This window comes from Methanosarcina barkeri str. Wiesmoor (genome assembly GCF_000969985.1).
Classification (GTDB): Archaea; Halobacteriota; Methanosarcinia; order Methanosarcinales; family Methanosarcinaceae; genus Methanosarcina; species Methanosarcina barkeri_B.
Map to the genome: position 1 here is coordinate 216611 of NZ_CP009526.1, position 18118 is coordinate 234728.

Annotated in this window: 13 protein-coding genes and 1 pseudogene; 11 read left to right on the forward strand and 3 right to left on the reverse strand. The window is 39.2% G+C overall.

What is annotated here, in order from left to right; translation table 11 throughout:
- Positions 1-206 precede the first annotated feature (206 nt).
- The 5 genes from MSBRW_RS01025 (at position 207) to MSBRW_RS01045 (ending at position 4440) form a co-directional block, all read left to right on the forward strand.
- Entirely contained in the window at positions 207-674 is a 468-nt protein-coding gene (locus MSBRW_RS01025; protein ID WP_011305835.1) for a GerW family sporulation protein, read from the forward strand.
- A gap of 154 nt (positions 675-828) precedes the next feature.
- Entirely contained in the window at positions 829-1707 is an 879-nt protein-coding gene (locus MSBRW_RS01030; RefSeq protein ID WP_230669904.1) for a DUF2953 domain-containing protein, read from the forward strand.
- A 79-nt stretch (positions 1708-1786) separates the two neighbouring features.
- The gene (locus MSBRW_RS01035) at positions 1787-2752 is read left to right on the forward strand and encodes a beta-ribofuranosylaminobenzene 5'-phosphate synthase (protein ID WP_011305833.1); all 966 of its coding nucleotides are present in this window, start codon (positions 1787-1789) and stop codon (positions 2750-2752) included.
- Positions 2749-3759, forward strand: coding sequence for an NOP5/NOP56 family protein (locus MSBRW_RS01040; RefSeq protein WP_011305832.1), 1011 nt, complete (start codon positions 2749-2751; stop codon positions 3757-3759). The genes MSBRW_RS01035 and MSBRW_RS01040 overlap by 4 nt, the downstream gene beginning before the upstream one ends.
- Complete coding sequence (locus MSBRW_RS01045; protein ID WP_011305831.1) at positions 3760-4440, forward strand: fibrillarin-like rRNA/tRNA 2'-O-methyltransferase; 681 nt, start codon at positions 3760-3762, stop codon at positions 4438-4440.
- A 189-nt stretch (positions 4441-4629) separates the two neighbouring features.
- Here the strand turns inward: MSBRW_RS01045 and MSBRW_RS01050 are convergent, their stop codons facing one another.
- The gene (locus MSBRW_RS01050; RefSeq protein WP_011305830.1) at positions 4630-5175 is read right to left on the reverse strand and encodes an ArsR family transcriptional regulator; all 546 of its coding nucleotides are present in this window, start codon (positions 5173-5175) and stop codon (positions 4630-4632) included.
- Positions 5176-5638: 463 nt separating this feature from the next.
- On the opposite strand from MSBRW_RS01050, the gene MSBRW_RS01055 reads away from it, so the two are divergent.
- The 6 genes and pseudogenes from MSBRW_RS01055 to MSBRW_RS01080 all read left to right on the forward strand — a co-directional run bounded on the left by MSBRW_RS01055 (position 5639) and on the right by MSBRW_RS01080 (position 15832).
- The gene (locus tag MSBRW_RS01055; protein ID WP_011305829.1) at positions 5639-6331 is read left to right on the forward strand and encodes a DUF2162 domain-containing protein; all 693 of its coding nucleotides are present in this window, start codon (positions 5639-5641) and stop codon (positions 6329-6331) included.
- A complete protein-coding gene (locus MSBRW_RS01060; protein WP_011305828.1) occupies positions 6328-6951 on the forward strand; it encodes a MotA/TolQ/ExbB proton channel family protein in 624 nt (207 codons plus the stop codon). The genes MSBRW_RS01055 and MSBRW_RS01060 overlap by 4 nt, the downstream gene beginning before the upstream one ends.
- Positions 6952-6984: 33 nt before the next feature.
- Positions 6985-7350: pseudogene (locus tag MSBRW_RS01065) on the forward strand (DUF2149 domain-containing protein); the annotation flags it as partial.
- A gap of 439 nt (positions 7351-7789) precedes the next feature.
- Positions 7790-8854 (forward strand): IS5-like element ISMba15 family transposase, encoded by a 1065-nt coding sequence (locus MSBRW_RS01070; RefSeq protein ID WP_011305826.1) that lies wholly within the window; start codon positions 7790-7792, stop codon positions 8852-8854.
- A gap of 305 nt (positions 8855-9159) precedes the next feature.
- The gene (locus MSBRW_RS01075) at positions 9160-9954 is read left to right on the forward strand and encodes a DUF1638 domain-containing protein (RefSeq protein WP_011305825.1); all 795 of its coding nucleotides are present in this window, start codon (positions 9160-9162) and stop codon (positions 9952-9954) included.
- Between the two features lie 1549 nt (positions 9955-11503).
- Positions 11504-15832 (forward strand): cobaltochelatase subunit CobN, encoded by a 4329-nt coding sequence (locus MSBRW_RS01080; RefSeq protein WP_011305824.1) that lies wholly within the window; start codon positions 11504-11506, stop codon positions 15830-15832.
- 157 nt (positions 15833-15989) lie between these two features.
- On the opposite strand, the gene tsaA is transcribed toward MSBRW_RS01080, so the two are convergent.
- The gene (tsaA, locus tag MSBRW_RS01085; RefSeq protein WP_011305823.1) at positions 15990-16424 is read right to left on the reverse strand and encodes a tRNA (N6-threonylcarbamoyladenosine(37)-N6)-methyltransferase TrmO; all 435 of its coding nucleotides are present in this window, start codon (positions 16422-16424) and stop codon (positions 15990-15992) included.
- Positions 16417-17001 (reverse strand): FmdE family protein, encoded by a 585-nt coding sequence (locus MSBRW_RS01090; RefSeq protein WP_011305822.1) that lies wholly within the window; start codon positions 16999-17001, stop codon positions 16417-16419. Before MSBRW_RS01090 ends, tsaA begins: the two co-directional genes overlap by 8 nt.
- Between the last annotated feature and the right edge of the window lie 1117 nt (positions 17002-18118).

The following is an 18118-nucleotide window of genomic DNA, read 5'->3' on the forward strand; positions in this document are numbered from 1 at the left end:
GCGCCCACATAAAAAACAATAGCCTTTAAAAACGATAAAAATAAGTTACTTTCTGAAATTAAAACTGACTTCAAGTTATTAGGTGCAGAACTACTCAAATATGATTAAATCCAAAATTAATGTATTCAAAGTTAGACTAAAACTAAAAAAATGAAAACCTTTATCATCGTTATCTACGAAATAATATACAAAAAGGGGATGAAAAGTTGGGTGTAGAAGCCACTATTAAAGAAATTGCAGGTGAACTTGAAAGGATAGCTACTACTAAAACCGTAGTTGGGGACCCTATTACTGCTGCAGGGAAAACAATTATTCCAATTTCAAGAATTACAATGGGTTTTGGAGCAGGTGGGGGAGAAGGCAAGAAAGACACTGAGTCGGGATATGGAGGAGGTGGGGGAGCAGGCGCGAAGATAGAGCCTGTGGCATTTATTATGCTTTCTGAAGAAGAAGCCAGAATCTTCCGGCTCTCTGGACGAAGCGATGCCGGTTCAATCCTTAGCTCAATTCCTGATCTTGTGCCTGAGATTATGGACAAGCTCAAAGGCATGAGAGGTAAGAGCAAAAAAGAAGAGGAATTGCAGGAACAGGAAATTAAAGGAAGGGAAACTCCGGAAAAAGAAACTGGAGAAGGACCCAAAATCAAGATTGAAGAAGAGGAATGTTTCCACTAAAGTTTCCACTGGAGTTCTGGAACTAAAGCCTATTTAGGGGACTTTCCAGAGATAAGAATTAAAAGTCTCTGGGTTTTCAGGATAGTCAGGACTATCCTTTTCTCCCTAACCTGTTAATATGCTGGTAATCACTTTTCTTCTGCTGGTTATTCTGTTGATTTTATTCATACTTTTTACAGCAATAGGTCTCACTTTCAGACTTAACGTCTTGAGTCTGGAAGAAAAGAAAGAACTTAGAGGCATATTCACCGTAAAATGGCTGCTCTTTTCCCATACCTTTTCCATAGAGGAACCCGGGGAAAGCGAAAGCTTTCCTGAAGAATCGGAGAACTCGAAAAAGGACAAAATAGTAAAAGAGGAGCAAAATGAGATTGATCTGAAGAAAACTGAAAAAGTACGAGTCACTACAGAAACACAGAGTAAGGCTGAAGTGAAGAAAAAAAGGGAGATTGAAGAAAAAGAGATCGAAGAGAAAAGAAGAGAAGTGGATGAGGCTAAAGAAAAAAGAAGAGAAGTGGGTGAGAGTAAAGATAAAAGAAGGGAAGGGAATGAGAATAAAGAAAAATGGAGTATAATTGCAAAGATAAGAGGGAAAAAAAAGCCTGAGACTGAAGAAGCTCCAGAATCAGGAATGCCCCCTAGAGAAATGCTTCACTGGGGTCTGGAGGCATTCAGGTCTCTTAGAAAACCTCTGTTTCATCTATTTTCCAATTTGCTTAATGGGATAAAAATTAAACGTTTGGAATCTGACGTGACATTTGGCCTTTCCGATCCAGCAGACACAGGCATGCTCTGTGGATTTATACATACCATTGCAGGACTGGCCTACAGCCGATGCAGGCATTGCAGTTTTTCCATTAACCCTGTGTTCATGAATCCGATGGTGGACTTCAGGGGGAGTATGGAGATTCGTGTAAGGATATATTCTCTGATTTTTCCAATGCTTAAATTCATGTTTAACAGGAAAACTTTATCTTTTACTTATTCGATTATTAAGGAAAAACTCTGGGGGAAACGGAAGTCTAGTTCCTGAGCTAACGGAAGTCTAGTTCCTGAACTAACGGATGTTCAATTCCTAAGCTTTATGAATAGGTAATGAGGTACAGATATACATGATTAAAGTAGTGACTCCATCCAGACTCCATCTTACCCTAATAGATCTCAATGCAGAGATAGGCAGGGTCGATGGGGGAGCGGGAATCACCCTGGAATATCCCGGCCTGGTAATTTCTGCAACTAAAGCTGATAATATAGAGATCATCGGTAATTCTCTTCTAGCAGGTAAAATGCAAAAAGCTGCACAGGCCATTCTTCCAACAGGAAAAGGAATAAAGCTGCATATTAAAGATAGTCTTCCTGATCATGTAGGGCTCGGTTCCGGGACCCAGGCCGCACTATCGACAGCAGTAGCCGTAAACAAAATTTATGGACTGGAAAAAAGCGTTAGGGAACTTGCAGTCGCAGTTGGAAGGGGAGGCACATCCGGTATAGGGGTTGCTGCTTTTGAAAATGGTGGCTTCATTCTGGATGGGGGGCATAAGTTCAAGGAAAAGGGTGCATTTTCTCCTTCTTCAGCCAGCCATGTGCCTCCTGGTCCGGTTCTTTTCAGAAGAAACTTTCCTGACTGGCCTATTGTCCTTGTAGTTCCTAAAGGAAAGGGTGCTCACGATGCGGAAGAAGTGGATATTTTCAAGAAATATTGTCCAATTCCCCTTGCCGAAGTTCAGGAAATTTCCCACGTAATTCTCATGCAGATGCTTCCTGCACTTGTCGAGGAAGACCTGGAAAGTTTTGGCAAAGCGATTAACCACATCCAGACTGTAGGTTTTAAGAAAAGGGAAGTCGGACTTCAGTCACAGCCTGTTCTGGATATCATGAATTACATGCGTGACAACGGCGCGAGTGGCTCAGGCATCAGTTCTTTCGGGCCGGTAGTTTACGGAATTGTCGGAAGCGTCGAGGAAGGCAAAAGACTCCAGCAAGAAACTCAGCGCATGCTTGATGAGTCCCTTGGCGGGCGAGTCCTGCTCACAAAGGGAAGGAACCGGGGTGCGGACATCTCTGGAGGTCCGGATTGAAAATCAATACCTGGTTTGGAAATCTTGAAACCGCCAGAGCCGGAGAAATTCTGGAATCAAGACTTCTTTCAAAAGACGTCCGGGAGCTTGCACTTCATTCTCTTTCTTTAAGGGATAACAAGTCAGATCTTCCTCCTGAAGGCTTTGACCTCAAAAATGCAGCTATCAAATCCGGGTTTGTAGAATCCACTGCTGAGTATTACTCTCTCTTGCACGAAGTTACTCTGGAGGCGGCAAAACTTCAGGTCTCAGGCTCTCTTACTCCTGACCAGCGAATTATTCAGGCTGTAGAAGCCCTGGATGATATAAATGAAACCACAAATGCTCTGTCAGAGAGGCTTTCTGAATGGTATGGAGGTTATTTTCCGGAAAGCGGGTTAGTCGGAGAAAACCTTGCGCTTTTTATTGTAAAATACGGTTCACGTGAAAACGTCGGCTCTGAAGATCCACTTTATTCGAAAGCTAGGAACTCAATGGGTGCAAAACTTGAACCTGCAGATGAAGTACTCCTTAAAGGTTTTGCAGAAAACGTGTGCAGCCTCTATGAAAGGAGGCGACAGATCGAGGCTTACATTGAGAACAGCATGGAACTGGTTGCACCTAACCTGAAACTTATTGCAGGCTCAATGCTCGGGGCAAGGTTGATAAGTCTTGCAGGGAGCCTCGAAAAACTTGCTGAGTTTCCCTCCAGTACCATTCAAGTTATAGGAGCCAGTAAGGCACTTTTCAAGCATCTTCGGGCTCGAGCTCCATCTCCAAAGCACGGGATCGTCTACAGCCACCATCTAATAAATACTGCGCCCTGGTGGGTAAGGGGAAAAGTAGCAAGAGCCGTTGCATCAAAACTTTCTCTTGCTGCGCGCATTGATTTTTATTCCGGAGAAATAAATCCCTCTCTTACGGAAAAACTTGAAGCGAAAGTCCTGCAGATCAGGACTTTGAACCCCAGGTCTCCTCAAAAAAGGCAGGAAAGTGGAGCAAAGCCAAAGAAAAGGAGGAGAAAGTAAATGCCTGAAGTTAAAAGGCTATCGGATGGGATCTTTGAAGTTATAAAAGACAAAAAACAGCTTGCTACAAAGAACCTTGACCCTGGAAAAACCGTTTATGGAGAAAAACTGATTGCAGTTGAAGGAGTCGAGTATCGGACATGGGATCCTCGCAGGAGCAAGCTTGGAGCCATGGTCCTGAAAAAATTTAACATTCCACTCACGAAAAATTCAAAGGTACTCTACCTCGGGGCGGCTTCAGGTACAACGGTCAGCCATGTTTCTGATATTGTTTCGGAAGGTGCAGTTTACGCCGTTGAATTTGCCCCAAGAAGCATGAGAGATCTTATAGGACTTGCATCGAGGAGAAAAAATATCCACCCGATTCTGGCTGATGCGGGAAAACCGGACAGTTACTCCCATCTTGTTGAGCCTGTGGATCTTATTTTCCAGGATGTTGCACAGCCAAACCAGGCAGAGATTGCTGCAAGGAACGCAGTTCGTTTTTTAAAAAGGGAGGGATATCTCCTGCTTTCCATTAAAGCGCGGAGTATAGATACTGTAGCAAAACCAAAAGAAGTTTTTAAGGCAGAGGTGAAAAAACTCGAACAGGCTTTTGAGCCCAGGTTTGAGATTCTCAATGCAAAGGACCTGATGCCCTATCACGAAGACCATCTTGGAGTCCTGGCGAAGTTGAAGTAACACGCCTATTTTTCCAGGTGTTTTCTGGTTTTTCAGAAGAAAGAGTAGAATATCATGTTTCAGTGGACTCTTTTCAGTGGACTCTTCAAACCCTTTAAAAATTTCATGAATATCTATTTTGCAGGCTCTATGTTAACAGATATGAGCCTCTAAAGGGGGTCAAGCATTTTAAGAAGCATTCTGGGCTTTTTACCTTTTGATGCTTACCAGTAATCTTTTTTTCGTTACGGGTACCAGCTTTTTCCACTCTACTACGGCATCTTCGTAGAACTCATATTCGTCTACAGTTTTATCCGATAATTTGCCATCCACTTCATATACATAAAATCCCTCTTCTCCATCCGTAGAGACAACCTTGACTCTGTTTCCCATTTTCTTAACTTCCACGGCAGCCACGCTTTTCAGAGCCTCAAGCAGAGTCGTACCCTGTTCAACCTCAAGTCTCTTGTTTTCTGCAAAATGGTCCAGAAAAGAATAGATATTATTCAGTTTGATACCTATCATATGAGTATTTCCGAACTTTTTTCTTTCTACAAGATTGGCTTTTTCCAATATTTTCACATGTTTGGCCGCCACAGGCACAGAAATTCCTATTATTCTTGCCAGGCCGGATATATGCATATCTCCTTCACTCAGGTGTTCGAGAATTGAGAGGCGTGTGTCGCTTGAAATAGCTTTGAAAAGGTTTTCTCTGCCGCCGTTCATTCCAGAACTCTGCATAACGTCTACTACCATGATGAACTCTATTTTATCTAAAATACTTATAATTATTGCTTTTATTAGAACAAGTAAAGTAAACTACCATATCTTATCATTGCCTTTTTTATATTTAATTTTAACAAATTTACTTTAATTACCGATTTTTTATATCTTTATTTCTATATCATTGCCTATTAAGATGAGTGTGTTTTTACATAATATTTGTTAAATTCTAATTTTAATTTAATATTTATGTCAATTGATGCCGTTTTTAAGAAAGGCACGAAGTTACTATTTTACTATTTTACTATCTTAACTTCTACACATTCTCTGATTTTAACTTATATAAGTATTTGTCCCATTCCAGTAGAAAACAGGGAGATGATAAACATTTAGTTTCAAAAATGCACTCAATGAGCCTTTGTTACCCAAAAAGGTAACAACTATTACCCAAATACCAGTTTTTATTTAATTTTACTATAGATGCTCAGAAGGTATTATGGACTCTGCGGCATTAACTGTGATAGGAATATTGATAGGTATCCTTGTCTTCGGGATTAAATCTGGGATAGGATGCGGATTTTCAAACATAAGTACAAAAGAAATTTTTGCAATTGGAGGTAGTTATTTTCTTCTGGCCCTTTTATTCGGAAGCATTGCTGACCATATAAGCCTGGAAGCTTTTGAGAAGTTTTCTTCAATGGGTATGGGAATCCATGTATTTGTCTCTCTGCTTCTTATAGTGACCGGGATTTACACCCAGAAAAAGTGGAATTTAGGAAAAGATGTTTCCAGACACACTTTCCTCGCTATATCCATACCCTGTCCTGTCTGTCTGGCAGCTCTTGCAGTCTCCTGCATACTGCTTTCAGAAAGCCTTGACCTTTCCGGGATAAAAGTAGGGCTTCTTGTTGGGGTTGCTTTTTTTATAGCAGTGGTGGCTTCTTCTTTTCTTTTCAGGTTTGGAAAAGTCCGGTGTGGGAAAACCCCTGAAACTATGGGCAGTGCAATGATGCTGATAGGGATTTATTATCTCTTAGGAGCTCTGCTTATCCCTGCGTATATACAAACAAAAAAGATGAACCTTGTTTCAACCGGAGGAGGAGAAACGGGAATTATACCCCTCATGGCTTTTGGAGTCATTGTCCTTGCAGGTTTTTTCCTGGAACGTATACGGAGGCATGATCTTTGAGCCTTATGAATTTATTATCCAACATGATGAACGTCTTCTCAACGGCTTTACTGATTCCTGTAATGTTTCTCCTCACTATTCTCGTATTTGTTTCCTTGATTCAATTAGGAGAATTCCTTTCCGAATATACAAAAAGGCATAGAGACTGGAATAATCTGGAAACTAACTGCAAAAAAATTGAGTGCGAGCTTCAGAATTCGGATTTTTCGGAAGCATCCAGGGCTCTTGAGAATATCAAACAAAATTACATGGTCACTTCTTTTGCACGAGAAGCTGCAAAATATCTGAAAGAGCGACATTTTCCTGCAATTGAGAGGCTTTCGCAGGAATATGAACTCAAGATGGCAAAGCGCCTTGAACATACAAAGATAACTTCAACTATCGGTCCCATGCTTGGCCTTATGGGAACGCTTATCCCATTAGGCCCTGCTTTGATAGGGCTTTCAAAAGGAGACCTCGAGACCCTTGCGCAAAACCTGATGATTGCCTTTGCGACAACTGTTGTAGGGCTTTTTGCGGCCGGAATAGGCTACGTACTTACGCAGGTCAGACGGCGCTGGTACTGGGAAGATATGTCGGATATCGATTATATCCTGGATACAATTGAGGAAAAGAACTGAAGCTTAGTGTCTCTTGATAATGAGGAAGAACACATGCGAAAATCCAGAAGATACAGACGAACAGGGCTTTTAAAAGACGAAGATGAGCAGAGCCCGATGGTCAACGTCGCAAATGTTTTTGATGTTGCAATGGTCTTTTCCGTAGCTCTGTTGGTTGCGCTTGTTATGTCATATCACCTCCCTGAACTTCTAAGCTCCAGTGAGGATTTTACTATTGTCAAAAATCCAGGAGCTCAAGATATGAAGATCGTTATCAAAGAAGAAGGTAAACCAATTGAAGTAATGAACATGACCGATAACATAGGAGGGGGAACTGGAGAAGCTCTTGGAACGGCTTACAGGCTCGCCGACGGCAGGGTAATCTACGTACCTGATAGTAATGGTACATCTTCCTCATCAGGTACATCTTCTTCGTCGGGTACATCTTCTTCATCAGGTACATCTTCTTCGTCGGGTACATCTACATCATCCCGTACAATTAAATTATCTGCTTCAAATTAAGAATTTCAATAAAATAAATATTGAGCTTGTTTCAAAATCCTGACTATTCAGATTTTTGACCAAAAACTGGTATTTCATTTAGTTCTATTGATTCTGGTTCTATACTCCAATGAATTGGTTTAGAGGGATTGGAGGTAGTTTTGAAACAAGCTCGTTCATTTTTTAATAGGGTCCTCTTAAACTCACTCTCAAACTAGAGGTTATTACTTATTTGTTCCATTAATTAAGGTTATTAGTAGTTCCCCTCAAAAAAGTACATTCAATTTTTCGTCTGAATTTTAATTAATGTCATAAAAAATCGTAAATTTTATTGAGAAGGATTTTCAATCCTTCTCTGGTGATTATTACGAAACCTCCACTTATACCACTAAATGAAGATTTCAAATGGCAATTGTTGTCCGAAATATTAAATGTTTTTGATTTGAGATTCTGTAAGCAAACTCTTACAAGGAGGGGCATTGTGCCCCTCCACAGATCAGTACCTACTATAAAAATTGTTCTTCTAAGCATGTTTTTTTCTTGTGAAATCTCTTATTCTATAAAGGAATTAAAAGAAAGAGAAATCTTGAGAAACTTTTTAAAAATCAGTTTAGTACCAACTGAAAAGGAAGTTTATGGCATTCTTAGTAAGTATGAACCCCAAGAGTTTACTGCTTTTGTTTTTGAAATATTGAATGATTTATGCCCTAAGAGAAAAAATGGATCAAGAGACATTATTATTGATAGTACTGACATAAACCTTAACCTGAACTGGCACGCTAAAAAGATTACCAAAGAAAGCCTAAAAAACAAAGAATACAAGTGGGGCCATTCAACCCATAGAGGTTTCTTCATTGGTATGAAACTTACTCTTGCACTTGATTCTCAAACATTAAAACCTTTAGCGTTTCTGATTAATGAAGCAAATGTAGCAGAATCTAAAATTTATCCTGAAATACTTAAAGAACTTAAAAGAAAGAGAATAATAAAAGCAGGTGACGTTATCTATGCTGATAGAGGATACTATTCCTATGAAAACTACGTTATATCTGTAAGAAATTTTAAGGTAGTACCTTTAATTTTTCCAAGGAAAAACTGTAATTTTAAGAAACTTTTCAATATGTTTAGATATCCTCTGAAAATATTTGATTTAAGAAGAAATACTGAAAAAGAAATTAAATTCTACAAAGAAATAATTGCAAAGTTTAAAGAGTTAATAAGCAAATGGAAAGAACTCAGATCTGTAAGGTCAATTATAGAAGATGTATTCAAAATAGCGAAGAAAGCATACTCTATGGAGAATTTACACAGATATACAAGGAGTTCTGTCCAAAAATACTGTTCTTTAGCTGTACTTTTAGTAGGGGTAACTGTAAATTACGGTATTAATGAAAGGAAGGAATTGCAAGCCTTCTCTGAATGAAGAAATTAAGAGGGGACTATTTTTTAAATATAAAAAACAATAAGCATTGCGTTTTTTTCTTCATACTTATTGTCAAAGCATTAACTTTAATGTATACTTGATGAAAAATAAGAAAAACAAATAAGAAAAACAGAAACAAAGTTTACTCTTTCCATATCCAAACGCGGCATGTACATTTTATGATGTTTATGGACAAAGAAGCATTGAGAGCAAATGGCACATACAAATATATTTGCTTTCTGCTAAGAGTTATTAGCTCTTCCGATAAGGATATTCTTTAATAGTAAGGAATCAAACTTCTAACCATGACAGTTCTGGGCATAGTTGGCTGCAGAATATTTGAGGATGAAATTACCCATTTGCTTGCAAACGACCCTGATATAGACAGGATATATATCATAGAAAACGAAGAAAACAACGGTCTTCTGAACAAGCTTGAAGCTGAAGGATGTAAACCAGTGGTTCTTCCCTTTTACAAAGTCAAAGCAGACCTGAGATGTAGTAATAAATTTAGCGTTATTGTCCAGCTTCAGGGGATGGGGCTCCATGTAGCCCCTGCTCGGCTTAAACATGAAACGTATACAAACGTTGATATTATGTCCAGGCTTGTAGACGGAATTCTACTTTTTTACGGCTCCTGTGGGCAGGCACTTTCCAGGATACAAAGAAATTTTGCTCATACAAGATGCCCTATAAAACCGCTGCAGGACAGGGACACAGATGAATCAATAAAACCCGTTGAAGATTGCATTGCAGCAGCTCTCGGAGGTAACTCTCATTATCGGGAAATCCTGAAAAGCCACAGTGATACCTTTTTCTTAACTCCTATGTGGGCTGTAAACTGGAAGACTGCATTCAGAGTTGGTGATAAATTACTCTTGGGCTTTGAATTTTCTCCTGAATATCTTAGAGAACTTGGTTACCGAAAAGTTGCCATGGTTAACACAAAACTGTCTTATGAATCGGATTTTGAGAAGAAAGTTGAAGAATTTGCACATGACTTCGGTTTTGAGGTAATAGAACTGGAAGGAAGTACTGAAGTAGTGCAAAAATCGTATAACCAGATGCGAAGCATGCTTCTCAGGCCTCTTAAAGTCTGAATATATTGTTTTTCTCGAAGGCATTCTCAAGTTATTGAAACATTCCCGTTATTGTGTCAATTTCAAGATGACCAACTTTAATTCAGAAACCGAATGTAATTCTTCCTACTCTCTCAACGGTATGAACTTTTTTGTCTTCAATTACAGGACGTTTTTTCATGAGGAAAATCACATATACAAAATATTAAAAAATAGCCATTTTTTAGCTTACATATTTTTAGCTTACACGATAGTTATCGGGTAACTCTTTAGCTTATGCAAAATCAGCTCATTGATATTGATTTCAACGTAGTTGATAAGTGTAAGTACCAAACAGTGAAAAAAAGGGATCAATTCCCACCAATTAAAGAAAATCAATTTAGAAACATTTCTTCATTGAATTTTAAGACATGCTATAGCCGAAAGTTAAGGTATCAAATTCGTCGTTTTGGTACTTGAGATCATTAACTATAAAAATACGACAAAAGAAAAAATTGAATGATATTTTATGGCAAATTACTCCCGGAAGACTGCAGTTTTAAGGAGATATAAAATGGCAAACTACTCCTGGAAGACTGCAGTTTAGAGAGACTAAAAATAGCAAATTGCTCCCGGAAGACTGCAGCTTTAAGGAGATATAAAATGGCAAACTACTCCTGGAAAACTACAGATTTACGGAGGTTTAGAATGGCGTCTCATAAGACAAATCAAGTAAATCTGATTTGTCTATAAATAAAATTACATTCATATATATAAATATTTCGTAGTCTTGAGACGTTATCTATTAAAAAAGAAAAATAACAACACAAGTTAACATGAACAGCATTATTATATACTAATTTTATTATAAAATAAAAACGAAAAAATGATTGGAAAATAAATCAGCAATTTCATTTATTGCAAAATTATCCAATATGTCGAATGTAAGTTACAGTTACGTTCTAAATTTGACCTGCACATATAATATGTAGCTCTTAATACGTAGCTCTTAATACGTAGCTCTTCGTTTTTTTGTGTGGATATTCTCGTAATGTTCTCATAAAAACCAATGAGGTCTTGAATTGAAAATCGTCTTATCCATAGAAAATGGCGAAGAGCCTAATATGTAAAAAGATTCTCGTGGGAACTACATTCAATATTGAGGATTATTTGTGTTGTGTCGTTCCTTCTCAACTGAAGAATTATCTTCAACCCCTATAAGATAGAGAGGAATCATAATATATTACGTAAAAACGACATCCTTTCTATCATTACCCAAATAGCTAACAATTATAAGCCAAAAACTGTGTTTTATGTATTTTATCCCCTAATGCTCCGAGTGTTGAATCTATCATACAGTGTGGCTACTCATTGGATTTAGGAAGTTCTGGATTCTAAATGCATAATTCTGGATTCTAACGGCATGTTAGAATCAAGAGTTTCCGAGTTCATTTTTGGTGTTTTTAGCTGTTTCTGTATCATTTTTCAGATTCATACTCTTTGATAATAAAATTATTTTGTGGGCCAGGCATCCTGATTATTTTTTTTACTGGGTGCTCCAGGGTTCATGATACATTGTTCTGGGGATAAGATGCGTACGGCACAAGGTAGATTATTGGTTTTATGTGCAGTGGTCCTTTTACTGCTAGCACAGAGCGTATCGGCTGATGAAAATCATGTAAATATTACTTTTATCTGTTATGATGGGAGCGCCCTTGCTGCAGCAGAGCAGTCCAATCCATATAATGCAAGTATAAATGTAACGTATCTTTCGGGATATTCCGATTTTAGCAATGTCACTTTTGAAAACCAGGATGTAATATTTACTTATATGCTCTGGTCACAATTCGAAGACATTGGAGACGATCTTGAAAGCGCCCACGAAAACGGGACCGCACTCATAGATATTACTTCTGCAATGGATACAACATACATCAACACCTCAAATTATGATAAGATTTTTTCCGGGACTATCCCATATAATTCTACTGAAGAAAAATTCTTCTATAATATGGGTTCCAGAGGAGTCCTGAAGGAAAACACTGAGAACTTCCTCATATATCTCGCAAAAACTTATGGAGATAAACCTGAGCTTACGAAAGACTGGGTTTATGAAGATCCTATCGAATTCCCTGAAGCAGCAATTTATCATCCGGATGCTCGTTCTCTCACTAATGAATCTCAGCCAGACTGGTTTGAAAATACTACTGATTACCTTGAATGGTACTCTACCTCAACGAACTCAAATTCAACTAACTCAAATGAATCACGACATATTTACGACAAGAGCAAACCCACTATAGGGATATGGTTCCATGCTTCCGACTATACAGGTGACAACCTTGAAGTCATAGATGCTCTTATCCACGATCTGGAAGGAAAGGGCTGCAACGTAATTGCAGGTTTTGATACTTTCAACGATATTCATAAGTTTTACTTTGACGAAAGCGGAGAACCTCTTGTCCAGTGTGTAATTTCTCTTAAGAGCTTCCGTTTGAATTATGATGATCCTGATAAAGGTGTACAGGAGCTTGAAGACCTTGATGTGCCTGTCCTCACGGGATTGGTTGTTACAAACCCTGCTAATTCTACTGACATAGCTGATAGTAATAGAGGTATCCCCAGTGAAGAGGTTGTATACAAGACTCTGCTCCCGAGCATTGACGGGATTTTCGAGTACATTGTAATAGGAATTGATAATTATGATTCCGCAACAGGTGAAAGCAACTATGAACCTCTGCCTTCTCAGATTGACTGGATGGCAAACAGGTCGATTAACTGGGCAAGCCTGAAGTTAGAAGAAAACGAAGACAAGAAAGTAGCTATGATTTACTATAATTATCCTTCAGGAAAGGACAATATTGTAGCAAATTATCTCAACTCCACCCAGAGCATGTTTGAACTCCTGAATGCAATGAATAAAAGTGGCTATGAGGTCTCCGGAATTCCGGAAAACAGTAGTAAGCTCATGGAGATGCTTCAGGCCCAGGGCATCAATGTTGGTTCCTGGGCTCCCGGAGTTCTGAATGGAATGGTGGAAAATAGGACTGAATGGGGCCTTCAACTCATACCTGTGGATACCTATAAAGAGTGGTTTGGGTCTGAAATTCCGGAAAATCTGAGAGCCAATGTAACAGCTGAATGGGGAGAACCCTGGTCCGAAGATCTGCCTCAAAATAAGAGTGTTATGATCTATGAGAATGAAACCGGTAAATACATTGTAATTCCAACGGTGCGTTTCGGAAATGTCTGGCTCATGCCTCAGCCTGCCAGAGGAACAGGACAAAATAATGACACCCTTTACCACAGCAACGTTGTACCTCCCACACATCAGTATATAGCTTTCTATCTCTGGCTAAACCATGAATTCCAGCCTGATGCGCTTATTCATATGGGCACGCACGGTACGCATGAATGGCTCCCGGGCCCCACTTACGGCATGAACCGGACTGCAGACTGGTCTCCTCTTCTGCTTCAGGACATTCCGAATATCTACCCCTATATCGTTGCCAACGTGGGAGAAGGAATAACTGCAGAGTACAGGGGTAATGCTCTAATTATTGACCATTTGACTCCAACCCTTGAACGCGGTGGGCTTTATGGAGATTTGCTAAACCTTTCAACTGATGTGGAGGGGTATTACGACCCCGGGATTTCTTCTCAGACAAGAGCAGGATATCAGAATGCCATAGTAAATGAGATAATAGCACTCAACCTCAGTGTTGATCTGGGTATAGAAAATGTAACTGTTCTTCAAGATTACAACGAAACGGAGTTTGGAAATTTCGTTAAAAACATTCTTCATGAATACCTGGAAGACGTAGGAAATGAAAATATCCCATACGGTATGCATATCCTCAGCCATGTTCCTACGACGAATATAACAGGTCCTGAAAGTGATGAACTTACCGGAATGGTAAGGGCTATGCTTGGAGGTAGCTTTGAGGATAATATCACTGCCGCCTTCTACCCTGAATCTTCATATCCTCTTGGAATTCCATTGAATGATACAAAAGTTACCAGACTTGTCTGGGAAGTCGTAACCAATAATACGAGCGTTTCTCAGGCGCAGACTGCAGTTTATGGGATAACTAACAGCACGGTTACACTTGATCTCGAACAGGGGCTGGATTATAAAGACAGGCTCCTTAACTGCGATGTGGAGATTGACAGAATTCTTTCAGCCCTGAACGGAGGCTTTATTCCACCAGGTTCTGGGCTGGACCCTGTAATGAATCCGGATGCAGTTCCTACAGGGCGCAATTATTACAGCATAAATTCGAAGCTCTATCCCTCAGAAGCAACCTGGGAAGTTGGAAAGTCTCTTGCAATCCAGATGCTTGAGGACTATTATAATGAACATGGGGAATACCCTAAAAAAGTTTCATTCTCAAGGTTCGGGGTGGAGTTTATTGCGGACCACGGGACTCTGGAAGCCGAAGTGCTCTACCTGCTTGGAGTAAAACCTGTATGGGACGAGTACGGGTATGTAACCGGAGTTGAAGCTATCCCTGAAGATGAACTATTGCCAAATTATGATACTTCAACTCCTGGGAGGCCGCGTATTGATATTGTTTATACTACCGCAGGTATGAGGGACGCTTTCCCGGATAAGATCAAAATGATAGATAGTGCTGTAAAGCTTGCAAGCTCTCTTCCTGGCGTAAACTATCCAAATTATGTAAATCAGAGCTCTCTCACACTCTACGATTCCCTGATATCTGAAGGGTATGACAACGAGACTGCAACAAAGATCTCTACAATGCGCTGCTTTGCAGTAATGGACGGCACTTATGATATAGGGGTCTCAGATGCTATCAGTGCAAGCGGGTCATGGGATAATGAAGAAGATATTGCAAATGTATACTTGAACAAGATGGGATACGCTTACGGAGAAGATTTCTGGGGAATACAGTCCAGAGCACTCCTGGAAGGCAACCTGAAAAGCGTTGAAGCTTCAGTACATTCGTCCTCTTCAAACCTTTATGACTCCCTTGATAACGATGACCTTTTCCAGTATTTCGGCGGCATGAACCTGGCAACGAGGTATCTTAGCGGCAATACTCCGGAGATGTATATTTCGGACACAAGTAACTCGGACGGGGCTCAGATGTTGGGAATGCAGGAGTACCTCAGCAAGGACTTGCGGGCCAGATATTTCAACGACAAATGGATCGAAGGAATGCAAAAATCCGGATACTCAGGCGGCAGCATGATGTCCGAATTTGTGGACAACCTCTTTGGATGGGAGGTAAGTGACCCTGACCTTGTGGACGATACTGTCTGGCAAGAAGTGTATGAAACCTATGTAAATGATCCTTCTATGAAAGAATGGTTCAAGCAGAATAATCCCAGTGCTTACCAGTCTGTAACAGCGAGAATGCTTGAGGCAGTCAGGCACGATTACTGGACACCCTCAGAGGATGTCATTGAAAGCCTTTCAAAGGAATACGAAGAGTCTGTCGCCGAGAATGGGGCTTCATGCTGTCACCACACCTGTGGAAATCCCCTGCTTCATGAATTCGTAAGTGGAAAAGTATCTGTTCCGGGCTACTCCGAGCAAATAGAAGCGGCAACCAAAGTCGAAACTCTGGAGACCACAGAAGAGACCCAGAGCAGTAGCGGTGGTAGCCATCACGACCATGATACTGGAAATGCTACCGTAATACCAAGAGCCAGTTCATCCAGTAACCAGACGTCTCAAGATTCGGACGGAGGATATGGTACAGATACTTCCGAACCTGATCCTGAAGTTCAGAAATCTTCAGATACTGATTATGTTGAAGGGTATGAGATGCAGAAAGATTCTGCTGAAGAACCTGATAATAGTGGGTTCTCGTTTTCGGGATCTGATATTATCGGAATTCTCCTTGTAGTGGTAGCCGCCGGCGGAATTTACCTAGGCATGAGAAAGAGATAAACACAGAAAAATGGAATGAAATAAACAGAAAAATGAAATAAAATAAACAGAAAAATGAAATAAAATTCAAAAAGGGTTAAACCCTTTTTTCTTAAAAAAGACTCTTTATTTTTTGATTTTTGCTACTATCGATTTTCAGCACTAATTTTGTTCTTTTTCAGTCCGCTGCTCTCTCGTCCTTTTCTTCAGTCTCTTTTATATATGGCTTAATATCCAGTACGGGTGTCCCATTAATTGCATCAAGCCCTTTTACATGGAGCACATTGCCCTCCACTTTCAAAAGCTCTACAATGGTAAGCCCTATCCCATTAGGGCGATAAGGGCTCCGGCTGGCAAAGACTCCGGAAATTTCTCCGTCATAATGGCGGCGGTGGATGAGCTTATATCCTTTAGATTTGCTGAAGTAAAACAGGATGTACAGTTTTTCAAAATCTTCTATTCTGTAAAGCCCATCGGTAAACTCTTTCTTGAGAACTATCTTTGAGACTTTACTGTACACCTCTTCATTGTATACCGGTTCAAGGTAGTCGTTTTCAACGTAACCTACAGGAACCATTTCAATTCCTTCGGAAGCCTCAGGAATTTCATTCATCTTTTGCCTCAAAACATGGAATGCAAACTATTTTTCCATTTTTAATCCTGCCCAGAGGTTCCATGAAACCTTCTCCGCATTTGCTGCAGACCAGTGTGGGGTAAATTATGGCTTTTTCCGGCGGTTCGGCTTCAACTTCCCTAACCCAGAAAAGCTCTTCTTCGGGCATTTCCAGTATTTTCTGGCTTTTTGCTTCATGAGAAGCTCGAAACTCTTTTTCCTCTTCGGGGCTTGCAGTGCCTGCTCTCAATTTTGCGAAGAGTGCGGTGTGCCTTTCGTCAGGGGGGAAAGCATCGGGTTTCAGGGAAATCCTTAGAGCTTTATTATCGCCTCTTTTGAAGTACGTGTAAACATGTTTCCCGTGATCCTTGAAAATTAGATTTCCTTTTCCACAGGTACATCCGTTTATTGCCTGAATGGCATCCACGGCGCAGGACCGGTTTTCTACAATTGCAACCAGTTCTTCATCTTTGCTGCGGTCTTTGAAGTGGTTGGCGGCAAGTGTTGCTACCCTGTAGCCAATGGAAATTCCGGGACAGACATGACCATGAAACTGTACTGCAGTATCGAAATCCAAGTTTTTGACTCCTGATTTTTTTAGCTCTTAGTTTTACTGATTTCCACGTTAGACTATCATGTTAGAAATGATTAACTTTGAGGGAATAGTTCCATATTATTTAGGTATTATTTATAGGTTTTTTGTTTGATTGATATTACAAAAAAAATACCTTGTAATAAGAACAGGCTTGCTTTCGAGTAAGAAATAAAAATATTCACCCTGCACTGTTTCTGAGGTTTTACTCTTGAAATGGCAGAAAAGCCGAATCTGGGTTTAAGAATTTTATATTTGTTTTAATCTGAACGGAAAAATACATATCGGGTTTGAGATCACTAATTTATATTTATAAGCAGGACTCCGCTCACTTTATATAATATGAATTTAGAGTAATCAACCTCATCCATAGAATATTATGAGAAATGTTTGATCACATCCTATTCTATGTAAAAACTCCAGGAATAATTATTATAATTGGGAGCCAGATTTGCCACCTCTGATAGGCTCCCAATTGTGTGATTCAACCCCTACGATTAAGAGAAAAACCCCTTACTCTTAATCGTTGACTCCCTCTTTATGTTATATAGGTATATAACCTATACGACTTTAAAATTTGAGTTGCATTAAATTATTTAGCCGCCTCAAAATCACAATCGTAAGACTTAATGATTGGTCTGATTATTAAATATATTTTTACTATGTTAAGGTTTTACAAAAAGCGATGAAATTGCATTAAAAGCAAAAAAAGAGGTTATATTTGTTTATTTAATTAAAAAATTATATTAAATGTGTATAGAATACAATCTTTAGGTGAAAATAGATACGAAGTCTGGTTACAGAAACTAATTCTTGATGTAGATATATTTTAGGAATTAACATTTAATATAATCTTTTTCTACAGATTTCATAATATTACAAATAATAATTATGTGTTGAAAACTATATAGTGGTTTTCCACTAGATTACAGGAGCAAAAACGGATTTAACTGAATTTAGTAAATTAATATTACATTAAATGATTTTAAAATTTGTTTAAAATAGTGATTTTACAAAACATACATTATTATTGGATAATATTGAAAAATAAAAGTTTTAAGAAAAATATTAGAACCTCCCTTTTCTAATTTTAATTTTGTTT